Raw genomic sequence first — 22288 nt, forward strand, 5'->3', positions numbered from 1 at the left:
GCGGCTGTGTGGAGGCGTCGCCTAGTCCGGTCTATGGCGCCGCACTGCTAATGCGGTTTGGGCCTTAAAGCCCATCGAGGGTTCAAATCCCTCCGCCTCCGCAAGATCCGAAGCCCCGGTCCCTCTGGACCGGGGCTTCGTCGTTTTCGCAGGTCAGGGGTGGTTCCGGATACGGATTTCACATGCCGCCGCCGGTCATGTAATGTTCTTCCTGTCGCCGCGAGCGGCCGAAAGGCCAGGAGCGGGAAGACAAGAGAAACAACAAAACAAGCACTCGTAGCTTAACGGATAGAGCATCTGACTACGGATCAGAAGGTTGCAGGTTCGAATCCTGCCGAGTGCACAGCAGGTCAGAAGCCCCGTGGAGAGATCCATGGGGCTTCTGCTTTATGCCGTGACGGCAGTGTTTGACGGCAACCGATTTCCGGGGCCGATCAGACGGCTACGAGGACACCGGCCGCGCCGCCGTCATCGTCCGGACCGTTGCCGTCGCCCCTCAGCGCGTCGCCGACGCGGTCGAAGGCGGAGCGCTGGGAGTCGAGCCGGACGAAGGTGTAGATGTCCATGGTCACGCGGATCGAGCTGTGGCCGAGGACTTCCATGATCATGCGGGCGTCGGCGCCCTGTTCGTGGAGGAGTGAGGCGCAGGTGTGGCGGAGGTCATGGAAGCGGACCTTGCGGACGCCGGCGCGAGTGCACAGCACCTCGAAGGAGCGGTTCAGGTTGCGCGGCTCGATGGGGGTCCCGTTCCTGGTGGTGAAGACGAGTCCCTGACCCGTGCCCTTCCAGTTGTCCCCCGCGCCCTTCTTGTCGGCGATCTGCTGGGCGCGCTGAGCCCGGAGCGCCGTCACACACTCGGACGGCAGGGCCACGCGACGGGCTGAGCGCTGAGTCTTGGGTGCGACGATCAGCAGCTCACCGCCGACGCGCTGTAGGGCCTGCCGAACGGTGAGCACCCCTTCGTGAAGGTCCACGTCCGACCAGCGCAGCCCCAGCAGCTCACCGCGCCGCAGGCCGATGCGGACCGCCAGTTCGTACGCGGCCCACAGCCTGTTGTCCCTGGCCGCTGTCAGGAGCTGACGCCCCTCCTTGGCGGTGAGCGGCTCGATCTCGCGCTTGGTTCCCATGCTCAGCTCCACATTCCGGGCCACGTTGCGGGGCAACTCGTCTTCGCGTACGGCGTGCTGGAGAGCGGCCCGCAGGATCACCAGCAGGAAGCGCACGGTCCGGTCGGACGGGAGCTTCTTGCAGCACTTGCGGAAGGCGCAGCAGCGCCGCTTGTGCTCCGGCCGCTTCTTGTCCTTGCCCTGCGCGCAGCACTGGCAGGTGACCGCCGTCTTCGCGAGGAAGGCGCGGATGTCTCGGGCGGTGAGTCGGACCAGCTTCTTCTTGCCGAACTCCGGCGTGACGTAGTTGCGTACCAACGACTCGTAGTTGACGTACGTGGTCTTGCGGACCTTGTTCTTCGCGATGTTCGCCAGCCAGTACTTCAGGTACTCGGCGATGGTCATCTTGCTGGTGGCGACCGGCAGACCGCTGATGGAGTCGGCCTTGAGCTTGGTCAGCTTCTCGTGAGCCTCGTCCCAGGTCTTGCCGTAGACGCTGCGCCGCTTGTACGTGCCTTCTGTCGTCAGGACGTACGCGCTGCCTTCCCAACGGCCGTCCTTGCGCTGGTAGATGGTGCCCTCGTTGTTGGCGTTCTTCTTCGGCGTGGCCATCAGGCGGCTTCCTGTTCGGTCTGGAGCGATATGTAGCCGAGCACGGCGGATTCGCTGATACGGCGGCAGCGGCCGATCTTGAAGGAGGCGAGTTCGCGGGAACGGATCAGGTCGTGGACCTTCCAGCGGCTGATGCCGAGTCGTTCGGCGACCTGGTCCACGGTGAGCACGGACGCCGTCATGAGGGCACCTGCCCTTCCCGCTTGGCGCGTTGGGTGTGGGTGATGTCGTGGCGGACCTGGGCCGCGAGGAGTTCTTCGCCGGGGCGGTAGCCGCTGCTGAGGTAGGTCCAGGAGGAGGTGGTGACGAGGGTGGTGTTCTCGTCGGGGGTGGGGTGGCCGGCGCGGGTGCGGGCGGCTTCGGCCTGGGCGAGGCGCCAGGTGCGGCGTACGTCGCGGAGGGTGCCGAGGGTGGTGGAGTAGGCGCGGGACTTGGTCGAGAAGTGGCCGCGGAAGCCGAGCATGTGGGCCCACTTCCAGAGCTTGAGGTGGGCGAACTCGGGGAGGTGGCCGAGGGCCCAGGCGGTGCGGATCATCTGGCGGACGTGCTGTTGTACCGGCAGGGCTGTGAGGGGTTCGGCCTGTCCGGTGCCGTCGCAGTCGGTACACACGTCGTGGAAGCCGTCAGGGCCACGGACGTAGCCGCGTCCGACGCAGGGACGGCACATCAGGGTGCGGTCCACGGTGCCCGCGCCTTCGGCGTTCTTGGTGGCGTACTTGGCGACGTACCCGGCGACCTTGGCGTCGGTGAGTTCGCCGTCGTCCAGGGCGGTGATGGGGTCGACCTTGTAGCGGTCGCCCCAGGCGATGACGCGTTCGCCGGTGGCGTCGGAGGTGATGGTGAGCCGGGCGCGCTGGACGGCCAGGCGCACGGCGGCGTTCAGGGCGTCGAAGGTGGCCCAGGGCGGGGGTGGGGTGGTGTGGCCTTCGGGTCCGTCGAAGCGGATCACGGCGTGGAAGTGGACCAGGCCGCGTTTCTGGTACTCGGCGACCTTCGCGAAGGAGACGCGGAGGGCGGAGTTCAACGCCTTCTGTGTCATGCCGAGTTGTTCGGCGAGGGCGCGGCGCAGGTACGTGGTGAAGCGGGCCCAGAGCTGTCCGGCGTGGGCGTTCCAGAGGACGGCGCCGGTGTAGTCATAGGCGGTCGGGTTGAGCGGGGTGCCCAACTCTGGTGCTTCCTCGGCGTGTTGGGTGCCGCAGGTGCAGGGAAGGGGTTTGCCCTCGTTGTTGGTCTTGCGGTGGTGGACGGGGCCGAAGGAGGGGGCGGTGAGGGTGACGAAGGCGCGGGGGTGGTTGCGGACGGTTTCCGCGACGTTCTTGCCGCCGGAGAGCCCGGCCTTGATGAGGTGGTAGGTGTCGGCGGCGTAGACGCGGGAGCAGGCGGGACAGCGGGAGGAGCGGCGGTTGCCGCAGGTGGTGAGGAGGCGTCCGGTGGGTTCGTCCTCGGAGTGGTAGGAGCGGACGATTTGGCTGGTGGTGGGGTCGGTGGTGACGGTCCAGCCGTGGAGGTTGACGGGGTGGGTGCAGCCGTGGAGGTCGCGGACTTGTTCGGTGACGCGGTCGAAGTCGTGGGTGTTGGCCAGTTCGACCAGATCCCGGAGGCCGGGGCTGGTCATGTGGCGCAGGTCGAGGTGTCGGCGCATGAGCGGCGGTCTCCTTTCTGGCGTGAAGGGCCTGCGGGCGGCGCGGATCGGCGTGTCCGGACTGCCCGCAGGCATGACGGAGTGGGCCCGGAGAGGCGGGCGGGGGAGGTGTGCCGGGAAGCCGGCGGAGGGTGCGCGGTCCTACAGGGCGGCGTGGAGGGCCGTGGCCATGGGGAGGCCGATGCCCAGGCGCGTCTTCAGCTGGGCCGGAGTAATCGTTTCTCCGTGCTCTGTCTGGTGGGACGCGGCGATGGAGCGTGCTTCGGTCAGCAGGGGCTCAGGCACCTTGGACGCCGGGGCGGCGGAGGTGGCCGGGAGGGGCTGAGGGGGTGCCGGAGCCAGGGCAGGTGCCGGTGCGGGTGTGGGTCCCGGGGCGCTGGTTGCTTCGGCTTCTTCGGCTTCTTCGTCGGCCGGGGCCGAAGCGACCGTGTGGAAGGACCGCAGGAGCTGCGGGCCGACGGCTCCCCAGCCCAGGAGCAGCAGGGGTGCTACGGCGTCGACGGCGGCGCGGCCGTAGCGTCCGGCGATGATGGGTTCGGCGATGTTGAGGGCCAGGGTCAGCAGGCCGGAGACGTGCATCAGGCGGGTTGCCGCCTTCATCTGCTCGGGCGGGACGCCGCGCAGGGAGAGGTAGCGCAGGGCGACCAGGAGGCCGACCACGGACAGGTCCACCATCGGAGCGATGAGTGGTGCGATCGGGGCGGGGACGCCGAGGCGCAGGGCCAGGGTCCAGACGTTGCCGAAGGAGAAGACGAACGCCAGGCCGGCAATGATGCCCATGACCACGGTCACGGTGCGTTGGGTGATCCGGTCCTCGGACATTGGGGTTTCACCTCCTTCCGGGAGAAGCCGTGGGGGGCTTATGGGCTCACGCGGTCCATGGCGGGGTGACGTAGTCGGGGCCGAGCTTGGTGAGGTCGACAGCGCCGGGGAGCAGATCGGCCGGGTCGGCGGTGAGGTGGTGGGTGGCGTACGCGATCTCGGCCGCCCGTTCGTCCGGCACGTAGGGGGTGCGGATGCGGGTGAAGCCGGGCTGTGACTGGTGGTTCATCGAGGCGACGCCGACATAGGTCGGGTCCTGGAGGTTGATCGGGTTGGCGTCCGGCCACTCCCGGATCTCCTCGCCGAGCGCGGCGACGGCGGCTTCGGCGGTCTTCTGCGCGAAGCTCAGGCCGACAGGGCAGACGTCCCGGATGAATGTCGGGATCGCGTCGCCGGTGGACTTCTGCGTGGCGAGGATGACGAGGACGCCGACCGAGCGGCCCTTCTTCACCAGGTCCTCCACCAGCCGGGCGTTCTCGGCGGCCAGGGCGGCGAGCTTCTTCGTCCGGGGGTCGTTGCCCTTGTGGTCGCGGAAGTAGGTGTGCGCCTCATCGATGATCAGCATGACCAGCGGCCACTTCTCGGACGGGCCCACGTCCCACATGGACTTCACCCCCAGCACCTCGCGCACCAGGGCCGAGCGCGCGCGGCGCAGGTCCACCAGCCGTTTGAACAGCCTGTTGGCTTCCTCCAGGTCATCGCCGACGAAGGCGAACATGCGCCTTGCCCAGTCGGCGTAGTCACCCTCGTACGCGGCGGACACCTTGCCGTCCGCGCAGGCGAACTGGACCCACGGGGCGGGTGCCCAGTCGGACAGCAGCCTGTTGAGCAGCGAGGTTTTCCCGTAGCCGGGGAGGCCGGCCACGGTGACGCCGGGTACCTGCGTCAGGTTCACGGACACCGGCTGCGCGTACTCGTCCAGGCCCAGGTCCCACCGAGCCGACTCTTCCGGCACCTCACCCGTGGGGCGGTGTTCGGTGGGGAACTTCAGCGGATCGAGCCGGACACCACGGATCACGACCGATCCCGGTTCGTCCTGGGTGACGGCGACACGGGTGCACCGCCAGGCGTCCGCCAGGTGTGGGGCCGCCTTCTGGTACTGCTCCAGGCCGACGCCGGGCAGGCAGCCCGCCCGCGCGATCACGCCGTACGCGTCGTGCGTGACCTTCAGCGCGGGGATCAGGACGCGCGGCTTGACGGGGTTGCCGTTCGCGTTCGACAGCGACGCCAGGGCGGTCGGCGTCCTGTCCGTGGCCGACAGCTTCAGCATCGGCGCGAGCCGCTTCCAGCCCCGCTGCACGCGCGCCGCCTGCATGATCGACCGACGGGTCATCGCGTCGGCGCGTACGTAGCGGACCAGCCACCACACCGACCAGAGCAGCAGCGCGGCGAGCGCCACGCCGACCACGAGGGACCCGTAGCCGAAGGCCCCTTCCAGCATGTTCTTCATGAGTCGTTCTCCCGGGAGCGAGGGGGACGGCCGGAACCGGAGTGGTGGGCCGGGCGCCCGGCCCGGCGCGAGGCGGGGGAAACCGCACCTTCGACACCGGACCGGGAAGAGGTGGCGCTCACGCCGCCGGGGCGAGCAGTTCAAGACGGTCCGCGCGGTACGCGATGCCGTCCGACAGCGAGCCGTTGAAGATCCGCGCCCACGGGGTGGCGAACAGCTCCTTCGGCGTCACCGGCACACCGGGCTTCAGGCCGTTGGGAAGGCCGGTCTCCGGCACGGTGATCTTCAGGGCCTCGGCGCGGTCCTCCTCCATGAGGAAGAGGGTGATCGTCATCAGCTTCGCGCCGGTCTCCCGGTCGGTCGCGAACTGGGTCTTCTCGGCGTCCGCGTACTTCGGCACCGGCAGGGTGCCGACCATGAACGACGAGGTGGGCAGCAGGCCAACACGGATACGGGCCATGGGAGGTACGTCCTTTCGTAGGTGCTCCACCGGAGGGGTGGGGCGAGATCAACAGTGCACTACGCCCACTTAGTGCGTCAAGCGCTTAGCGCACATCGCGCATAGGGTGAGCTAGCTCTGTCCGGATATGGAGGGGTGCGACAGGGTCTTACTGCGCGAGGTGGGCTAGGCCCGCTACCCTCGGACCATGACGCTGCCCAAGGATTCCGACACCCCGCCCTACCGCTTGGTCGCCGAGGAGCTGAGGCGGCAGATCCGCTCAGGGCGGCTCAAGCCCGGTGAGCGGGTGCCTTCCTCGCGTGACCTTGAAGCGACCTACGAAATCGCGAACATGACGGCACGTTCCGCACTGCGCATGCTGCGGGACGAAGGGCTGATCCACACGATGCCGGGGCGGGGCAACCTCGTCGCTGATCCCCTGCCGGCAGAGGCCGACCCGAAGGCCGGCGCTCCCGAGGCGGCAAGCGGGGGGCGGATGCCCACACCTGAGTACATCGAACTGTCCGAACGGCTGGACGCGATAAACGCCAGGCTCGACAGTCTGTTGCAGGTCTTTCAGCAACTCGGCGGCGCTACCGGGCCGAAGAAGTAACCGATCCCTTCTCGGCGGCCCGGCGCACCAGCTCTTCCAGTCGTTTCACCTTCTCTTCCACCTCCTTGAGCCGCGCCGCGATCCGTGCTGCTTCGTGCTCGTTCATGTCCACCCGCTTGCCGCTGTGCCGTTGCTGCCTGTCGTGTTCGATCGACCGCCGGGCGCCTGTCCGGAGACTTGCCCAACGGCCATCTGCCAGATCGGGGCCCGCCCGTACCGCCGGGCAAGCCGCCGCCACCGCTCTTGACCCGGGTCTACAGGCCGGACCGGGCGGACGGAGGACGAGTGGTCGCGCGCTCCCGCAAGGCGGGCAAGAACCTTCTTTCTCGTCCCGCCGGGTGGACCCGCGCTTTCGATTGCTCATGTGACTTGCCCTTTCGTTCGCCGGTAGGTCATCAAGGGTCCAGAGAATCGCCGGTTTGGGTAACCGGCGTTTCGGCGCTATGTTGCGCGGTCCGCCCCTGCGTGGATCACCCATAGAGGGTGTCGAAATCCGCACCGGCGTGACTCCCATTTGTGCGACTCGTGCCACTCTTTCCGTTCGGGCTGGAGTCCGGCTGACCCCTCTCATCTGCTACAGGTGCCGAAAAGCCGGTCGGTGTGACAGTCGCCGAGCAGAAATCGACCCCGTACCCGCAGTCGGCCGCCAGACCCATCACGCTCCCTCTGAAATCACAGGAAAATGGCGGAATGGGTAGTTAAGTCCCTTCGGGCTCCGCAGTCTGCATCTTGCGGCCCTCAGCCTGTGGATAAAGTCCGTCGATCTCCGGAACGAAACGTACGAAGTGCGATCAATAGACGCCGAAGTGGACAGTCGGAGGGGAAAACCTGGCGGCGCATGGTCGTGCGGTCGGCCAGGGCCCAGCGGCAGCGGAGCTGTTCAGAGTTTCTTTACTGGATCAAGGCGGCCCGCCTGCGGCGGCCCGCGCGCGCTGGCGGCATGGGCCGCCGCCGCTCCCTGTCTCCGCCACCGCTCCAGCGGCCCCCGCCACTCAGCGCGCAGCACAGCCGAAGCGGACAGCGGAACCGGAAAGCGACCCGGCCACCCCGGGCACCAGGACCAGGCCGACGCGCGCCGGGCCCGGCCGCGCCCCCAACCGGCCACCGCTTCAAGGGCATTGTCGACCGCAGGGCCGCAGCCCGAGCGGAGTCGACGACGCCCAGGCGGGAGCCAGTCAACGGCCGTGACGTATCGAGGAAGCGTGGCTGAGGCCGGTACGGGGTTGCCGGAAACACACGTGACGGGTGCTCGTCCGGCGCACCCGCCGTCGTGGCTGACTTTCGGTGGCTCAGGTCAGAACGACCCACGAGAACCTGATCTGCCCAGCTTCGCCATATGGATTGCAACGTAGTCCCTCCTGATCGGCAGCCTGAATTCGGGCACGCCTACCGCCCCGGTAGCATCGATACCGGGGTCCTGACGAGGGATTCCACGACCGGACCACCCGGAGTGCTGTGCAGGCTGAGGGGTGGTCCGGTTTCTCGTTGTTGGCTTCGCGTGGGCAAAGCCCCCGGGCTGGCCGGGGCTTGGGACTAGCGCAGAGCTGCGGCCACCTCGTGGAGGGCGGGCCGGTCTTTCGGGTTGTGGCTGAGCATGGCGTCGATCAGGTCGCCGAGCTTGCCGGGTGCCTTCACAGGCCGACGCTTACCGCTCGCGACGGCTTCCCGTTGCACGGGGCGTGGAGCGTCGTCGGGGTATTCGACGGCCCGCCAGCCGGTGGCGGAGATCAACAGGGATGCGCCGAGGGCGTAGACGTCGGCTTCCGGTGTGGGTTCGGCCTGGCCGGTGGCGAGGACGCTGCGGGAGATCTCCGGGGCTTCGTAGTGGACGAGGCAGCCGCGGAACGGGAAGTCGTATCCCTTGGGCACGTTGCCGCCGTGTGCCAGGGCGAGGTCGATGAGGTGGGTGCGGTCCGGGCCGATGATGAAGTGGGCGGGTTGTACGTCGCCGTGGGCCCAACCCTTGGCGTGGAGTTCGGCCAGCGCCTCGACGCAGCTCAGCGCGACGCTGATGTGGGGTTCGGTGGTCGCGTCCGGTCGGCGGCAGGGTTCCCAGAGTTGGTGCAGGTCCGGCCCGTCACGCCACGGTTGGAAGTTCCACGTCCCTTGCTCCCACTCGCCATATGCGAAGTCCTCAGCATCGAGGCGGTACAGCACGGCTCCCTCGCGGGCGGGGGCGAGCGCGGTCCAGGGCTGGGCGGGCCAGTCGGGGGTGGCCTCGACAGGGTGGCCGAGTTTGACGGCGTAGTGGCCCCGGGGACTGTGCACCTCCCAGACCGTGGAGCCCCGACGGTTGGCGACCAGGCGCCAGTTGGTGGGCATGAGTGCGTGGAGCACCACGATCGGTAGTTCGGAAGTCGGGCCGGACAACGTCACTTCTCCTTCTGGGCTTCCAGGTAGGCGCGGCCGACCACGAATCGAAGCCGACCGCGCCCGTTGGCTTCGTGTGCCTATGCCTGACCGTACGGTCGGCCGCAGTCCGCGTCGCAGTTCGCGAGGTTCGTGCCGTCGATGGTCCAGAGGTCGTCGAAGACCATGAACCCTGCCGCCTTCATCGCGTGCGCCGAGGCCGTGACCATCTCCGGGTCGCGGGCTCCGCCGCCGGGCTTGGGGTTGTGGTGCAGGAAGCGGCCCGCGTACTGCTCGCAGAGGTCCGCGTACTCCTTGGTGTGCAGGATCAGCGCGTGCAGGCCGAGGTCCACGTCGTCCGACGGGACCATGGGGACGGTGGCGGTGGCCGCCGTGACCACGAAGGCCACCGCCTGGTCCGCGATCCGTGCGGCGCGTTCGGGCGACTGGCCGTTGTGGACAACCACGAAGTGGGCGAGGCTCTCGAACAGTTCCTCACCGGCCACGGCTCGGCCGGTCCGCTGGTCGTTCGCTGTTGCCGTCATGGGAGAACTCCCTTGTGAGTGGCGCGGGATGGGCTTGGAGGCCGCCCCGAACGGGGTGGGGAACCAGGGAATTGGCACCCGTCCGGGGCGACCGGTCTTACAGGCCGGCACTGAGAGCCGTTCCGATCACCAGGCCGCACATTCCGCTGACCAGGAAGACGAACAGGGCTCGCGCGTACCAGCCGATGGCGTGCGTCACAGTCCGGTCCGGCTGTTGCCGTTCCTGATGGCCAGGCGCGCGCTCAGTTCCTCCCGCGCACTCAGCGTCACCACGTTGTCCGGCAGGGCGTCCCACTCCGTGCCGCCGGTGAGCGGCCGTATCTGCACTCGGCCGCCGACCTTGTCCATGACGACGCCGATGCGCCCGCTGGCACGGTCCTTCGCCAGTTCGCCGATCCCCGGTCTGATCTGCTGGTTGCTCGCCATGCACAGGAGCATCGCGAGCGAAGGGCCTTCGCCAAAAGGTCAGGCTGATTACCCAACTTGGGTAACATCGCGGCAAGTAGAGAATCAACGACGTTGCGTAGCCCTCGCAGGGGGGAGCCTGCCCGATGCCTGACGCCGACCGGCCGCAGGAACTGCCCGCCAGGCTGCTCACCGATCCCGAGATGATCGAGGCATGTCGGGTAAGGGACTTCGCCCAGGTCTTCCGGCTGGTGAAGATCCGGGCGGGTATCTACCCGTCGATGATCGCCAGGCGATGCGAGCTGACTCCGAGCCGAGTCGGTGAAGTCATCGCGGGGCGACGTCAGTTGCTGCACATGGACGTCATCGAGCGCATCGCGGACGGCTTGCGTATCCCCGGACACATGCTCGGCCTCGCACGACGGGGATGGGAGACGCCCCAGGCGCTTGTGGTCGCCCAGCGCGAGGCGCCCCAAGTGCTGGAGTCCGAACAGCCGGCGCCTGCGTCATTGCCGAGTCCCGAGGTGGACGGCATCCTGTCCCTGGCAACGCGAACGACCTTCAGCGCAGCCACACTTGACGCCTTCCGCTCCTCCATCGAGGACTACTGGCGACGCGACGACCAGCACGGCGGCGAGGCACTTCGGCCGGCGATCGTCGGCCAACTCCGCCATGTCGTCGGACTCCTGAAGGAGAACCGGCCTCCGTCGATCCAGAACGGCCTGTACGGCATCGCGGCCGAGTTGGCACGCCTCACCGGCTGGACCTACTTCGACGCCCGCCAGTACAGCCAGGCCCGCACGTACTTCACGGAGGCCCTGAACCTGGCCAAGGAGATCGACGACCGCCAGTTCATGGCCAACGTCCTTGCCTGCATGAGCTTGCAGGCCACCTACCAGGACAAGCCCGCAGACTCCCTGGCCCTCGTGACCGCCGCCCAGGACCAGGCCCACTCGTCTCTCGGTACGACGCCGCGTGTCCTGTCCATGCTCTCGATGCGCGAAGCCTTCGCCCACGCCACCTCGGGCAACCGGGATGCGACCCACCGGGCGATCGGCGAAGCGCACCGCCACTTCGAACGGATTCGGACTGGCGATGTGGACCCGTCATGGGTGGCGTACTTCGATGAACCGAAGCTCATCGTGGACACCGGCATCGCCCATGGCCAACTGGGCGAAGCGGCGACAGCCGAACCCTTGATTGCGGATGCCTTGCGGCGGGAGGTCGAGACGAACCAACGGGGCCGCGCGTTTCACGCGTTCTGGCTGGCGCGCACGCAGCTCGACCAGGGCAAGCTTGACCAGGCGTGCCACACGGCCACACAGGCCCTGGAATCCGCGTCGGCCGTATCGTCGGAGCGTGTGACGGGCCATCTCAGGGAGTTCTACGACCAGTTGACCCCGCACCGGCAAGAGCCCGTAGCACTCGCCTTCGAGGCACGGCTACGGATGGCGCTTCCGCCGGTCAGCGGATCGATTCGTCCATGAGCAGGTAGAGGAGCCCGACGAGTGACCCACTGCTGACGACTTCGCGGCGGTCGATCATCCCGCGCACCTCACTGAGGGGAATCCACTCGATGCGGTCGGACTCGTTCTTCTCGGTGGGCGGACCGACGTAGGTGGCGCCGTCTGCGCGGAAGACGTGGTGCTGGGAGTCAGTGATCCCGTTCGCCGGTTCGGCGTAGATCAGGGGCTTGATGGGGCCAGGCCGCCAACCTGTCTCTTCGAGGACTTCACGGGCCGCTGCCTGCTCCGGGGTCTCGCCTTCCTCGACCAGGCCCATGGGCAGCTCCCAGGCCCACGAATCCGTGATGAAGCGGTGCCGCCACATCATCAGAACCTCTTGACGGTCGTTGACCACGGCGGCCACGGCCAGGTGCCGCAGTCGGACGACGTGGTACTCCCAGCGCTGCCCGTCAGGCTGCTGAACGTCGACGAGGCACAGGTTCACCCACTTGTTCGTGTAGATCTGCCGTTCACCGTGGGTCTTCCACTCCATGCCTGCGGCCCCTCTCGATCGGACTCCAGGATCTCAGACTGAAGCCGGGGCGGGAGCGAAGTCCATCCTTTTCATGTCAGTGTGACGAAATCTTCCGGCGTGGGGGTGCGGTGGGACACCGCCGTACGAAAATGACGGCAACCCTGACGGCAACGACGGCACACAACCACGCGTGATCGCCAATCTGGGCGGTCAGAACGGGAGGCCAACGGCCCTTCTCGTGGGGTGCTGCCCGATCCTACGGATCAGAAGGTTGCAGGTTCGAATCCTGCCGAGTGCACAGAGAACAGGGGCCCCGGAGAGATCCGGGGCCTCTCTTTTTGCGTCTACGCTCGTTCGTGATGGCGCAGACATGGAAGTGTTCCGGGCTCCGGTGGGGCGATGGCGGGGCTGTGCTGGTGTGGGAGGGGGGTGTGCGCAGTGAGATGGAGTGGGGGAAGCGGGTCGGGTTCGGGGTGGCGGGGGGAGGGGTGCGGCGGTGTGTGGGGGCCCGGGGGAATTCCTGTCCCGTCTCCGCCGAAGTCTCCGCCCGGCGCGGGAACGCCCGCTGCGAGGAGTGCGCGCGGCTGGACCGGGCGCACTCCGTCGCCGCCGACGGGATCGCCGACGATCCCCGTACGTACCGGGTCTACCTCGCCTGGTTCGCCCCCGGGCTGGTCAAAGTCGGGATCACCGCTCTTGAGCGCGGCGGCGTCCGGCTGCTGGAGCAGGGCGCGCTCTGTCACAGCTGGCTCGGCGCCGGCCCGCTCATGGCCGCCCGGCGCACCGAAGAGCTGCTCCGGGCCGCGCTCCGGGTCCCCGACCGGATCTCCTACCAGGACAAACGCGCCCTGCGGGGGTACGCCGCCCCGCTCGTCGCCCCCGTCGGCATCCCGGAAATGGCCGCACTCCACCGCCGGGCCCAGTCCCTCCCCGGCTGGACCGACTCCCTCACCCCGCTCCCTTTCGAACCGGCCGACCACACCGAGCAGTTCGGCCTCGGTACGACTCCGGCGCCGCCCTCCGCCGAAGCCCCCGCCCCCTTCACTCCGACGCCCCCCTCCGCCGAAGCCCCCGCCCCCTTCACTCCGGCGCCCCCCTCCGCCGAAGCCCCCACCTCCGAGATCACCCACCTCACCCCCGCCGCCGCCCTCACCGGCACCCTCCTCGCCGCCGCCGGCCCCGACCTGCACCTCGCGACCGACGCGCACGGCATCGTCGTCCTCGACACCCGCCTCATGGCCGGCTGGGACCTGCTCCCCGCGCCCCAGGACGCCCCGCCCTTCCCCCTGCGCCGCCTGCAAGCCCCCCTCCCGCCTCAGGGCGAGCTGTTCTGAAGGCACATCCAGGTACAGCCCCCGTAAAGCTTCCCCCCAGCGTTTCATCAACGGAATCAATGGTTCCGCTGATCATCTCCGCCCCGCCGCACCCATAAGTCACCACATGTCCCCCGCACCCCCAGGACTCCCTGAGAGCCCCCTGTGTATTTCTCAGGGAAATCACAGATTCTGGAAAGCGTGCTCTCAGAGGACCCCGACATGGTGTCCAACATGACCACGACCTCGCCCCAGGGGCGCACCGAACTGCTGAGGCCGGACGGGAGCCCCGTCCGAGTGCTTGTGGTGGACGACGAGTTGTCGATCACCGAGCTGCTGTCCATGGCGCTGCGCTATGAGGGATGGCAGATCAGGAGTGCCGGCGACGGCACCGGTGCCATCCAGACCGCCCGGGAGTTCCGCCCCGACGCCGTCGTCCTCGACATGATGCTGCCCGACATGGACGGCCTGACCGTCCTGGGCCGGCTGCGCCGCGAACTGCCGGACGTGCCGGTGCTGTTTTTGACCGCGAAGGACGCGGTCGAGGACCGTATCGCCGGGCTCACGGCCGGCGGTGACGACTACGTCACCAAACCGTTCTCCCTGGAGGAGGTCGTCGCCCGGCTGCGCGGGCTCATCCGGCGTTCCGGCGCCGCCGACCGCCGCTCGGACTCGGTGCTGGTCGTGGGCGATCTGACCCTGGACGAGGACAGTCACGAGGTCTCCCGCGCCGGCGACAACATCCACCTCACCGCCACCGAGTTCGAGCTGCTCCGCTTCCTGATGCGCAACCCGCGCCGGGTGCTGAGCAAGGCGCAGATCCTCGACCGCGTGTGGTCCTACGACTTCGGCGGCCAGGCCAACGTCGTCGAGCTGTACATCTCCTATCTGCGCCGCAAGATCGACGCCGGCCGGGAGCCGATGATCCACACCCGGCGCGGGGCCGGTTACCTGATCAAGCCCGCCGCGTCATGAGCGGACGACGACGGCCGCGCCCGCAGAAGAGACGAACGGGAAAGCCGCGTACGCTGCGGGCCCGGCTCGTCGTCGCGTCGGTGGCGCTGATCGCCGTGGTGTGCGCGGTCATCGGTTCGGTGACCACGCTCGCGCTGCACCAGCATCTGTACGACCAGCTGAACGGCAAGCTGAAGGACGTCTCCAGCCGCGCCGCCGGCATGGGCGGTCCGCCCGGTTCGGAGGGCAAGGACGCCCCGGACGCGCTCTCCACCGGTACGGTCGACCTGACCGAGTTCGTCACCCGGGGTCCCCAGCCGCAGGGCACGCTGATCGCCAAGGTCGTCAACGGCTCGATCACGGACGCCAAGTACGGCCTGCGGGACGACAGCAGCAGCAACATCAACCCGATGGTGGCGAAGAACCTCACCGCCGCCCAGCAGACCGCCCTGAACAGCGTCGCGCAGGACAACGACTCGCACAGCGTCGACCTGGCGGGGCTCGGCAGCTACCGGGTCGTCTACGTCTCCGGCGGCAAGGGCTCGTACTACGTCGCGATCCCCACCAAGGACACCGACGGCACCATCACCACCCTCGTCTACGTCGAACTCAGCGTCACCGCCGCCGGTCTCATCGCCGCCGGTATCGCCAGTTACGTGCTCGTCGGCGTCGCCACCCGGCCGCTGCGCAAGGTCGCCTCGACCGCCACCCGGGTCTCCGAACTCCCGCTGCACACCGGCGAGGTGAACCTCAGCGAGCGCGTCCCCGAGTCCGAGACCGACCAGCACACCGAGGTCGGCCAGGTCGGCGCCGCGCTCAACCGGATGCTGGACCACATCCACGGCGCCCTGCACGCCCGCCAGCAGAGCGAGATGCGGGTACGGCAGTTCGTCGCCGACGCAAGCCACGAACTGAGGACCCCGCTCGCCTCGATCCGCGGGTACGCCGAACTCACCCGGCGCGGCCGGGAGGAGGTCGGCCCCGACACCCGGCACGCGCTCGGCCGGATCGAGTCGGAGGCGGGCCGCATGACCCTGCTGGTGGAGGACCTCCTCCTGCTGGCCAGGCTCGACGCGGGCCGCCCGCTCCAGTTCGAGCAGACCGACCTGATCCCCCTCGTCGTCGACACGATCAGCGACGCGCGGGCGGCCGGCCGGGACCACGTCTGGCGGCTCGAACTGCCCGACGAACCCGCCCTGATCTCGGCGGACGCGGCGCGCCTCCAGCAGGTCCTGGTGAACCTGCTGGCAAACGCCCGCACCCACACGCCACCGGGTACGACGGTCACCGCGCGCGTCCAGCGGCGCGGGCCCTGGATGTGCGTGGACGTCCAGGACAACGGCCAGGGCATCCCCGCGGACCTGCTCCCGCACGTCTTCGAACGGTTCGCGCGGGGCGACTCGGCGCGTTCCAGGGCCACCGGCTCGACCGGGCTCGGGCTGGCGATCGTCCAGGCCGTCGCGACCGCGCACGGCGGCGCGGTGACCGTCGACAGCGTGCCCGGACAGACCGTTTTTACGGTCCACTTGCCCGCGCTTTCCCCGGCGCTGCCCCAGCCCGCGCCGGAAACGAACTGGCAACTCGACTCACAGGGTCAGCACAGGGCCACCACATGGGTGCAACAGGGCGTCTGAGCAGAGTCGTTGGCATGCGAACCGACTCTTCTCCCGGCACCCTGCCGGCGCGGGAGCACCTCCCGGCCGGCGTCGCCGGTACGCCTGTCCTGGACGTAGTGATCCCCGTCTACAACGAGGAGAAGGACCTCGGCCCGTGCGTCGAGCGCCTGCACGCCCATCTGACCCGCACCTTCCCCTACCCGTTCCGGATCACGATCGCGGACAACGCCTCGATCGACTCGACGCCGCTGGTGTCGAAGGAGCTGGAGTCCCGGATCCCCGAGGTCAAGGCGTTCCGGCTGGAGCAGAAGGGCCGCGGCCGGGCGCTGCGGACCGTCTGGTCCGCCTCGGACGCCCCGATCCTCGCCTACATGGACGTGGACCTCTCCACCGACCTCAACGCCCTCCTCCCCCTCGTCGCCCCGCTGATCTCCGGCCACTCCGACCTCGCGATCGGCTCCCGGCTCGCCCGCAGCTCGCGGGTGGTGCGCGGGGCCAAGCGGGAGTTCATCAGCCGGACGTACAACCTGATCCTGCGCGGCTCGCTCCAGGCCCGCTTCTCGGACGCGCAGTGCGGGTTCAAGGCGATCCGCCGCGATGTGGCGCAGGTCCTGCTGCCGCTGGTGGAGGACACCGGCTGGTTCTTCGACACTGAGATGCTGGTGCTCGCGGAGCGGGCGGGACTTCGGATCCACGAGGTCCCGGTCGACTGGGTCGACGACCCGGACTCCACGGTGCACATCGTGAAGACGGCGACCGAGGACCTGAAGGGAGTGTGGCGCGTAGGGAAGGCCCTGGCCACCGGCTCCCTCTCGCTGGACCGGCTGACCAGGCCGTTCGGTGACGACCCCCGCGACCGCGAGATCATGGACGTACCCAAGGGACTGGCCCGTCAGCTCGTCGGCTTCTGTGTGGTCGGCGGTCTGTCGACGCTCTTCTACCTGCTGCTGTACAGCGGCTTCCGCACGTTCAGCGGTTCGCAGGTCGCCAACGCGCTCGCGCTGCTGGTCTCCGCGATCGCCAACACGGCCGTCAACCGCCGGCTGACCTTCGGGGTGCGCGGTTCGGGCGGCGCGATGCGCCATCACGCGCAGGGCCTCGTCGTCTTCGGCATCGGTCTCGCCCTGACCAGCGGTTCCCTGGCCGCCCTGAACGCGGCCAGCGACTCGCCCGGGCACTCGACCGAGCTGGCGGTGCTGATCGCCGCCAACCTCGCGGCGACGGTGCTGCGGTTCCTGCTCTTCCGCGCCTGGGTCTTCCCCGACCGGCGGGAGGCGGACGCGACGCCGCGGGAGCCGGCCGTCCCCGACTTCTTCAGCAAGGGCAAGCCCTCCGAGTTCCGCACCGGTGCCGCTGCGGACGCCCCCTGGCAGGACGCGACGATGCGCCTCCAGCCCGTCCGCCACGACGACACCGACCCCCGGGAGAACCGGCGATGACCACCCTCCAGCACGACGAGCGGACGACCTGGGAACCCGCCCAGGCGCCCGCCGAGCCGAAGCAGCCGATCGGCCGCAGACTTCTGCGCGGCCGTCCCGAGGACCCGAACTGGGCCCGCCCCGCCTTCCTCGGCCTGCTGCTGGCGACGGGCCTGCTGTACCTGTACAACCTGAGCGCCTCCGGTTACGCCAACTCCTTCTACTCGGCGGCCGTCCAGGCCGGTTCGCAGTCCTGGAAGGCCTTCTTCTTCGGCTCCCTGGACGCGGCCAACGCGATCACCGTCGACAAGCCCCCGGCGTCCCTGTGGCCGATGGAGCTGTCGGTCCGCGTCTTCGGCCTCAACTCCTGGGCGATCCTGACCCCCGAGGTCCTGATGGGCGTCGGCACGGTCGCGGTGGTCTACGCGGCGGTACGACGGCGCTTCTCCCCGGCGGCCGGCCTGATCGCGGGCGCCACGATGGCGCTCACCCCGGTCGCGGCGCTGATGTTCCGCTTCAACAACCCGGACGCGATGCTCGCCCTGCTGATGGCGGTGGCCTGCTACTTCGTGGTCCGCGCGCTGGAGGACGGCCGCACCAAGTGGCTGCTGTGGGCGGGCGTCGCCATCGGCTTCGCCTTCCTCGCCAAGACCCTCCAGGCGTTCCTGATCCTCCCCGCGCTGGCCCTGGTCTACGGCGTCTGCGCGCCCGTCTCCGTCAAGAAGCGGCTCGGCCAACTCGCCGCCGCCACCGGGGCGTTGATCGTCTCCGGCGGCTGGTGGGTGGCGATCGTCGAACTGTGGCCCGCGTCCTCGCGGCCGTACATCGGCGGCTCGCAGAACAACTCCTTCCTTGAACTTACCTTCGGCTACAACGGACTTGGCCGGCTGAACGGCGAGGAGACCGGTTCGGTCGGCGGCGGGGGCGGCGGGGGCGGCACCGGCCAGTGGGGCGCGACCGGCTGGGACCGGATGTTCAACTCCGAGATCGGCAGCCAGATTTCCTGGCTGCTGCCGGCGGCGCTGATCCTGCTGGTGGCCGGTCTGGTCGCGACGCGCAAGTACAAGCGGACGTCGGTGACCCGGAGTTCGTTCCTGGTCTGGGGCGGCTCGCTGCTGATGACGGCGCTCGTCTTCAGCTTCATGGCGGGCATCTTCCACCAGTACTACACGGTGGCGCTGGCGCCGTACATCGCGGCTGTGGTCGGGATGGGCGCGGGGCTGCTGTGGGAGAAGCGCGCGGAGTTCTGGGCGTCGATCACGCTCGCGGCGGCGGTCGTGTCGGCGGCGGGCTGGGGGTACATCCTCCTCAACCGGACGCCGGATTACCTGCCTTGGCTGAAGTGGCTGGTGCTGATCGGCGGCTTGGCCGCGGCGCTGGGGCTGGTCTTCGCGGGGCGGATCAACCGTCAACTCGCGCTGGGGGCCGCGGCGGTGGGCCTGGTGGCCTCGCTGGCGGGGCCGACGGCGTACACGATCAGCACGCTTCAGGAGGGCCACACCGGTTCGATCGTCACGGCGGGGCCTGCGGGCGCGTCGATGATGGGCGGGCGCGGGGGGCCTGGCGGGGGCGGTATGCGGGGTGGCGGGATGCCTGGTCAGCAGGGTGGGACGGGTAACTCGCAGCAGGGCAACGGGACTAACGGTTTCCCGGGCGGCGGCAACGGTGGCTTCGGCGGCGGCGGTACGGGCGGCCAGGGGGGCAACTCCCAGGGCGGCAACGGCAGTTCGCAGAACCAGGGCACTCAGGGTCAGGGCCAGGGCCGGCAGGGCCAGGGCTTCCCCGGCGGCGGTACGGCCGGCGAGGGCGGCATGGGCGGGGGCGGCGTAGGCGGTCTCCTGAACGGCGCCTCCGTCACCTCCGAGGCCAAGAAGCTGCTGGAGACCGACAGCTCCCAGTACACCTGGGCCGCGGCGGCCATCGGCGCGCAGAACGCGGCGAGCTACCAGCTGGCGACCGGCGACCCGGTCATGGCGATCGGCGGCTTCAACGGCACCGACCCGTCCCCGACGCTGGCCGAGTTCAAGAAGTACGTGGCAGCGGGCAAGATCCACTACTTCATCTCCAGCGGCTCCGGCGGCGGCGGGATGGCGGGCGGCAGCTCGACCGGTACGTCGTCCCAGATCACCACGTGGATCGAGGCCAACTTCAAGAAGGTGACGGTGGGTTCGGCCACCTTCTACGACCTCACGCAGAAGGCGAGCGGCTGAGGTAACTGAAGAGACGGTTCGCTGGGCGCGGGCGGTGACTCCTTTCGGAAGGGGTTGCCGCCCGCGCGGCGTTGTGCGGCGGCCTCTGGCAGGGGGCGCCGCCGGTTCGTGCGGTTCCCGGCGCTGCCTTGTACACCGTACGGGAGTTCTTCTACGGTGTAAGGCATGGCTACGACCCTCCCCGCGCCCACCGCTCTCCCCGGCGGCCATCCGCAGCGCTGGCTGATTCTCGGGGTGCTCTGTCTCGCGCAGCTGACGGTGCTGCTCGACAACACCGTCCTGAACGTCGCGATCCCTTCCCTGGAACGGGAGTTGGGGGCGACCACCTCTGACGTGCAGTGGATGATCAACGCGTACTCGCTCGTCCAGGCGGGGCTGTTGCTTACGGCGGGCAGCGCGGCGGACCGGTACGGCCGTAAGAAGATGCTGCTGGCCGGCGTCGTGCTGTTCGGCGTCGGCTCCCTGGTCGCCGGACTGGCCTCCTCCACCGGGCAGTTGATCGCCGCGCGGGCCGGGATGGGGGTGGGCGGGGCGCTGCTCACGACCACGACTCTCGCGGTGGCCATGCAGATCTTCACGCCCTCCGAGCAGGCCAAGGCGATCGGGATATGGGCCTCCGTGAACTCCTTGGGGTTCGCCGCCGGGCCGTTGCTCGGGGGGTTCGTGCTGGGGCACTTCTGGTGGGGGGCGATCTTTCTGATCAATCTGCCGGTGGTGGTGCTGGCGGTGGTCGCCGGGGTGATGCTGGTGCCGGAGTCGAAGAATCCTCAGGGGGACCGGCCTGATCTGCTCGGGGCCGTGCTGTCGACGGTCGGGATGTCGTCGCTCGTGTTCGCGATCATCTCCGGGCCTGAGCATGGGTGGGGGGTTCGGCGGGTGCTGGTGAGCGGGGTGGTCGCCGTTGTCGTACTCGCCGTGTTCGCCTGGTGGGAGGCGCGGGTTCCCTATCCGATGCTGGACATGTCCTTCTTCCGGAATCGGCAGTTCACCGGGGCGGTGGCGGGGGCCGTGCTGGTGTCCTTCGGGATGGGGGGCGCGCTGTTCTTGCTGACCCAGCATCTTCAACTGGTCCTCGGGTACGGGGCGTTGGAGGCCGGGTTGCGGACCGCTCCGCTGGCGGTGGCCGTCTTGGTGCTGAACTTTTCCGGGGCGGCCGCTCGTATCACCGCGCGGCTGGGCGGGCCGGTGACGATTCTTGTGGGGATGGGGGTGATGGCTGCCGGGCTTGTGTCGATCGGGGTGCTGGGGGAGGAGGGGTATGGGGGGACGTTGCTGGGGCTGGTGCTGATCGGGGTGGGGACGGCTACCGCGAGTCCGGCGATGGCTCACGCGATCATGAGTGCGATTCCTCCGGAGCGGGCGGGGGTGGGGGCGGGGGTGAACGGGATGCTGGCGGAGTTCGGGACGGGGCTGGGGGTGGCTGTGCTGGGGGCTGTGCTGACTTCGGCGGGGGAGTTGGAGGAGGGGTTGCGGGAGGGGCAGTTGGTGGGGGCGGGGGCGGTGGCGGCGGGGGGGTTGGTGGCGGGGGTGTTGTTGAGGAGGGCGGGGGTGGGGGCGGGGAAGGGGGAGGGGGTGGGGGTGTGAGGGCGGGTGCGGGTGGTGTGTGGCTGGTCGCGCCCACCTGCCGCCGCTCCACCAGCCCCGCGCCCCTTAGAAGGCGGCTGCGCCGCCAGCAGGGACTGGCCGGCGCCTCTTGGAGACAGCTGCGGCGCTATCAGGGGCTGGTCCGGGTGCCGGAAGAGGCGGCTGCGCGCCACCTTCACAGGCCGGCTCCCATCAGCGCCTGCCCCTCCCCCCCCCGCACGACCAGCTCTTCCCTGCCCGCCCCTCCCTTCAGACACCCTCTCCCCTTAGCCCCCCTCCCCCTGCCTCCTTGAGCACCGCTCCCCCCACCCCCCCTTAACCTGATTGATTGATTGATCGATAGATCAGTCAGCCATGTTCAGCCAGCCATGTTCAGCAGGAGGTGTCGATGTCGCGGCGGAGTGTGTGGCTGGGGGAGGGGGAGCGGCGTGGGCGGGTCAAGCAGCCGGCGGGGCTGGATCGGGGGCGTATCACCTCGGTCAGCGTGCGGCTGCTCGACGCCGAGGGGCTGGACAAGTTCTCCATGCGGCGGCTGGCGGCGGAGCTGGAGGTGACGGCGATGTCGGTGTACTGGTACGTCGACACGAAGGACGACCTGCTGGAGCTGGCGCTGGACGCGGTGTACGGGGAGTTGCCGGTGCCCGGGGAGGGGGAGGACTGGCGGGGGGAGCTGCGGGAGCTGGCGGGGTGGTACCGGGCGCTCCTGGTCCGCCACCCGTGGGTCTCCCCGCTGGCGGGCCGCTACCTGAACGTCGGCCCGAACGCGCTGGCCTTCTCCCAGGCCGTACAGAACTCCTTCCGCCGAACCGGCCTCCCGCCCAAGGACATCCAGGGCGGAATCGCGGCCGTCTTCCAGTTCGTCTACGGCTTCGGCACGATGGAGGGCCTCTTCCACGCCCAGGTAGCGGCTTCGGGCCTGACCCCGGACGCGTACTACGAGGAAGCAATGACGGCAACAGGCACCCACCCCTCCACGGCCCCCGCAGTAGAACGCTCACGGGACTTGGTCCAGGCGCGGGGGGCGGTGACGGTGGGCGAGATGCAGAACCGGGATTTCACGTTCGCGTTGGATCTGCTGATCGCGGGGATCGAAGCTATGGTGCGGCGCTCTTGAGCGGACTCGGCCACGGCCCTGCGTACAGGATCAACGCGGCCTGCCGTAGTCACCGGCATGCCCTCTGAGCTGCTCAAGTTTCCCTCAGAACATCTGGTAACTACTTGTTGTGTACA

General features: G+C 69.0%; 20 protein-coding genes and 2 tRNA genes. 11 read left to right on the forward strand and 11 right to left on the reverse strand.

Annotated elements, in window-relative coordinates:
- Window positions 1-10 precede the first annotated feature (10 nt).
- Window positions 11-101, forward strand: a tRNA-Ser gene (locus tag ACYUD3_RS08025).
- Window positions 102-270: 169 nt separating this feature from the next.
- Window positions 271-343 (forward strand) — tRNA-Arg (locus ACYUD3_RS08030).
- 91 nt (window positions 344-434) lie between these two features.
- Here ACYUD3_RS08030 and ACYUD3_RS08035 read toward each other — a convergent pair.
- The 6 genes from ACYUD3_RS08035 to ACYUD3_RS08060 all read right to left on the reverse strand — a co-directional run bounded on the left by ACYUD3_RS08035 (window position 435) and on the right by ACYUD3_RS08060 (window position 6092).
- Window positions 435-1718, reverse strand: a complete 1284-nt coding sequence (locus tag ACYUD3_RS08035; RefSeq protein WP_470965863.1) for a site-specific integrase — start codon at window positions 1716-1718, stop codon at window positions 435-437.
- Complete coding sequence (locus ACYUD3_RS08040) at window positions 1718-1900, reverse strand: helix-turn-helix domain-containing protein (RefSeq protein ID WP_470965865.1); 183 nt, start codon at window positions 1898-1900, stop codon at window positions 1718-1720. Before ACYUD3_RS08040 ends, ACYUD3_RS08035 begins: the two co-directional genes overlap by 1 nt.
- The gene (locus ACYUD3_RS08045) at window positions 1897-3360 is read right to left on the reverse strand and encodes a replication initiator (RefSeq protein WP_470965868.1); all 1464 of its coding nucleotides are present in this window, start codon (window positions 3358-3360) and stop codon (window positions 1897-1899) included. Before ACYUD3_RS08045 ends, ACYUD3_RS08040 begins: the two co-directional genes overlap by 4 nt.
- A gap of 141 nt (window positions 3361-3501) precedes the next feature.
- Complete coding sequence (locus tag ACYUD3_RS08050; protein ID WP_470965871.1) at window positions 3502-4182, reverse strand: DUF2637 domain-containing protein; 681 nt, start codon at window positions 4180-4182, stop codon at window positions 3502-3504.
- Between the two features lie 46 nt (window positions 4183-4228).
- Window positions 4229-5632, reverse strand: coding sequence for an FtsK/SpoIIIE domain-containing protein (locus tag ACYUD3_RS08055; protein ID WP_470965873.1), 1404 nt, complete (start codon window positions 5630-5632; stop codon window positions 4229-4231).
- Between the two features lie 118 nt (window positions 5633-5750).
- Window positions 5751-6092 carry an SCO3933 family regulatory protein gene (locus ACYUD3_RS08060; protein WP_470965876.1) on the reverse strand — a complete coding sequence of 114 codons (342 nt, stop codon included), beginning with the start codon at window positions 6090-6092 and terminating at the stop codon, window positions 5751-5753.
- Between the two features lie 187 nt (window positions 6093-6279).
- Here ACYUD3_RS08060 and ACYUD3_RS08065 point away from each other — a divergent pair, with 187 nt between their 5' ends.
- The gene (locus ACYUD3_RS08065; RefSeq protein ID WP_470965879.1) at window positions 6280-6684 is read left to right on the forward strand and encodes a GntR family transcriptional regulator; all 405 of its coding nucleotides are present in this window, start codon (window positions 6280-6282) and stop codon (window positions 6682-6684) included.
- Here the strand turns inward: ACYUD3_RS08065 and ACYUD3_RS08070 are convergent.
- The 4 genes from ACYUD3_RS08070 to ACYUD3_RS08085 all read right to left on the reverse strand — a co-directional run bounded on the left by ACYUD3_RS08070 (window position 6665) and on the right by ACYUD3_RS08085 (window position 10004).
- A complete protein-coding gene (locus ACYUD3_RS08070) occupies window positions 6665-6790 on the reverse strand; it encodes a hypothetical protein (protein WP_470965881.1) in 126 nt (41 codons plus the stop codon). The two genes, ACYUD3_RS08065 and ACYUD3_RS08070, sit on opposite strands and share 20 nt — an antisense overlap.
- A 1427-nt stretch (window positions 6791-8217) precedes the next feature.
- A complete protein-coding gene (locus ACYUD3_RS08075) occupies window positions 8218-9054 on the reverse strand; it encodes a protein kinase domain-containing protein (RefSeq protein WP_470965883.1) in 837 nt (278 codons plus the stop codon).
- Between the two features lie 80 nt (window positions 9055-9134).
- The gene (locus ACYUD3_RS08080; RefSeq protein ID WP_470965886.1) at window positions 9135-9578 is read right to left on the reverse strand and encodes a glycine-rich domain-containing protein; all 444 of its coding nucleotides are present in this window, start codon (window positions 9576-9578) and stop codon (window positions 9135-9137) included.
- Between the two features lie 195 nt (window positions 9579-9773).
- Window positions 9774-10004: a hypothetical protein gene (locus ACYUD3_RS08085; protein ID WP_470965888.1), complete on the reverse strand. Its 231-nt coding sequence runs from the start codon at window positions 10002-10004 to the stop codon at window positions 9774-9776.
- Between the two features lie 125 nt (window positions 10005-10129).
- Here ACYUD3_RS08085 and ACYUD3_RS08090 point away from each other — a divergent pair, with 125 nt between their 5' ends.
- Entirely contained in the window at window positions 10130-11470 is a 1341-nt protein-coding gene (locus ACYUD3_RS08090) for a helix-turn-helix domain-containing protein (RefSeq protein ID WP_470965890.1), read from the forward strand.
- Here ACYUD3_RS08090 and ACYUD3_RS08095 read toward each other — a convergent pair.
- Window positions 11448-11981 carry an NUDIX hydrolase gene (locus ACYUD3_RS08095; protein ID WP_470965893.1) on the reverse strand — a complete coding sequence of 178 codons (534 nt, stop codon included), beginning with the start codon at window positions 11979-11981 and terminating at the stop codon, window positions 11448-11450. The genes ACYUD3_RS08090 and ACYUD3_RS08095 overlap by 23 nt on opposite strands.
- Window positions 11982-12322: 341 nt before the next feature.
- On the opposite strand from ACYUD3_RS08095, the gene ACYUD3_RS08100 reads away from it, so the two are divergent.
- From ACYUD3_RS08100 to ACYUD3_RS08130, 7 genes are all read left to right on the forward strand, one after another.
- Window positions 12323-13297, forward strand: coding sequence for a DUF2797 domain-containing protein (locus ACYUD3_RS08100; protein ID WP_470965895.1), 975 nt, complete (start codon window positions 12323-12325; stop codon window positions 13295-13297).
- Between the two features lie 213 nt (window positions 13298-13510).
- The gene (locus ACYUD3_RS08105; RefSeq protein ID WP_059202906.1) at window positions 13511-14251 is read left to right on the forward strand and encodes a response regulator transcription factor; all 741 of its coding nucleotides are present in this window, start codon (window positions 13511-13513) and stop codon (window positions 14249-14251) included.
- Window positions 14248-15864 carry a sensor histidine kinase gene (locus tag ACYUD3_RS08110; RefSeq protein ID WP_470965898.1) on the forward strand — a complete coding sequence of 539 codons (1617 nt, stop codon included), beginning with the start codon at window positions 14248-14250 and terminating at the stop codon, window positions 15862-15864. Before ACYUD3_RS08105 ends, ACYUD3_RS08110 begins: the two co-directional genes overlap by 4 nt.
- Before the next feature lie 14 nt (window positions 15865-15878).
- Window positions 15879-17285 carry a bifunctional glycosyltransferase family 2/GtrA family protein gene (locus tag ACYUD3_RS08115; RefSeq protein WP_470965901.1) on the forward strand — a complete coding sequence of 469 codons (1407 nt, stop codon included), beginning with the start codon at window positions 15879-15881 and terminating at the stop codon, window positions 17283-17285.
- Window positions 17282-19474 carry a glycosyltransferase family 39 protein gene (locus tag ACYUD3_RS08120; RefSeq protein ID WP_470965903.1) on the forward strand — a complete coding sequence of 731 codons (2193 nt, stop codon included), beginning with the start codon at window positions 17282-17284 and terminating at the stop codon, window positions 19472-19474. Before ACYUD3_RS08115 ends, ACYUD3_RS08120 begins: the two co-directional genes overlap by 4 nt.
- A gap of 165 nt (window positions 19475-19639) precedes the next feature.
- Window positions 19640-21058 (forward strand): MFS transporter, encoded by a 1419-nt coding sequence (locus tag ACYUD3_RS08125; RefSeq protein ID WP_470965905.1) that lies wholly within the window; start codon window positions 19640-19642, stop codon window positions 21056-21058.
- A gap of 388 nt (window positions 21059-21446) precedes the next feature.
- Window positions 21447-22172 carry a TetR/AcrR family transcriptional regulator gene (locus tag ACYUD3_RS08130; RefSeq protein WP_470965908.1) on the forward strand — a complete coding sequence of 242 codons (726 nt, stop codon included), beginning with the start codon at window positions 21447-21449 and terminating at the stop codon, window positions 22170-22172.
- Window positions 22173-22288: the final 116 nt, after the last annotated feature.

It is taken from the genome of Streptomyces sp. AMJ-169 (assembly GCF_055597585.1).

Excerpts from the sequence above, each read along its gene's own strand:
- ACYUD3_RS08035 (WP_470965863.1), bottom strand. The coding sequence starts at position 1,718 with ATGGCCACGCCGAAGAAGAACGCCAACAACGAGGGCACCATCTACCAG.
- ACYUD3_RS08040 (WP_470965865.1), bottom strand. The coding sequence starts at position 1,900 with ATGACGGCGTCCGTGCTCACCGTGGACCAGGTCGCCGAACGACTCGGC.
- ACYUD3_RS08045 (WP_470965868.1), bottom strand. The coding sequence starts at position 3,360 with ATGCGCCGACACCTCGACCTGCGCCACATGACCAGCCCCGGCCTCCGG.
- ACYUD3_RS08050 (WP_470965871.1), bottom strand. The coding sequence starts at position 4,182 with ATGTCCGAGGACCGGATCACCCAACGCACCGTGACCGTGGTCATGGGC.
- ACYUD3_RS08055 (WP_470965873.1), bottom strand. The coding sequence starts at position 5,632 with ATGAAGAACATGCTGGAAGGGGCCTTCGGCTACGGGTCCCTCGTGGTC.
- ACYUD3_RS08060 (WP_470965876.1), bottom strand. The coding sequence starts at position 6,092 with ATGGCCCGTATCCGTGTTGGCCTGCTGCCCACCTCGTCGTTCATGGTC.
- ACYUD3_RS08065 (WP_470965879.1), top strand. The coding sequence starts at position 6,280 with ATGACGCTGCCCAAGGATTCCGACACCCCGCCCTACCGCTTGGTCGCC.
- ACYUD3_RS08070 (WP_470965881.1), bottom strand. The coding sequence starts at position 6,790 with ATGAACGAGCACGAAGCAGCACGGATCGCGGCGCGGCTCAAGGAGGTG.
- ACYUD3_RS08080 (WP_470965886.1), bottom strand. The coding sequence starts at position 9,578 with ATGACGGCAACAGCGAACGACCAGCGGACCGGCCGAGCCGTGGCCGGT.
- ACYUD3_RS08085 (WP_470965888.1), bottom strand. The coding sequence starts at position 10,004 with ATGGCGAGCAACCAGCAGATCAGACCGGGGATCGGCGAACTGGCGAAG.
- ACYUD3_RS08090 (WP_470965890.1), top strand. The coding sequence starts at position 10,130 with ATGCCTGACGCCGACCGGCCGCAGGAACTGCCCGCCAGGCTGCTCACC.
- ACYUD3_RS08095 (WP_470965893.1), bottom strand. The coding sequence starts at position 11,981 with ATGGAGTGGAAGACCCACGGTGAACGGCAGATCTACACGAACAAGTGG.
- ACYUD3_RS08100 (WP_470965895.1), top strand. The coding sequence starts at position 12,323 with ATGGCGCAGACATGGAAGTGTTCCGGGCTCCGGTGGGGCGATGGCGGG.
- ACYUD3_RS08105 (WP_059202906.1), top strand. The coding sequence starts at position 13,511 with ATGACCACGACCTCGCCCCAGGGGCGCACCGAACTGCTGAGGCCGGAC.
- ACYUD3_RS08110 (WP_470965898.1), top strand. The coding sequence starts at position 14,248 with ATGAGCGGACGACGACGGCCGCGCCCGCAGAAGAGACGAACGGGAAAG.
- ACYUD3_RS08115 (WP_470965901.1), top strand. The coding sequence starts at position 15,879 with ATGCGAACCGACTCTTCTCCCGGCACCCTGCCGGCGCGGGAGCACCTC.
- ACYUD3_RS08120 (WP_470965903.1), top strand. The coding sequence starts at position 17,282 with ATGACCACCCTCCAGCACGACGAGCGGACGACCTGGGAACCCGCCCAG.
- ACYUD3_RS08125 (WP_470965905.1), top strand. The coding sequence starts at position 19,640 with ATGGCTACGACCCTCCCCGCGCCCACCGCTCTCCCCGGCGGCCATCCG.
- ACYUD3_RS08130 (WP_470965908.1), top strand. The coding sequence starts at position 21,447 with ATGTCGCGGCGGAGTGTGTGGCTGGGGGAGGGGGAGCGGCGTGGGCGG.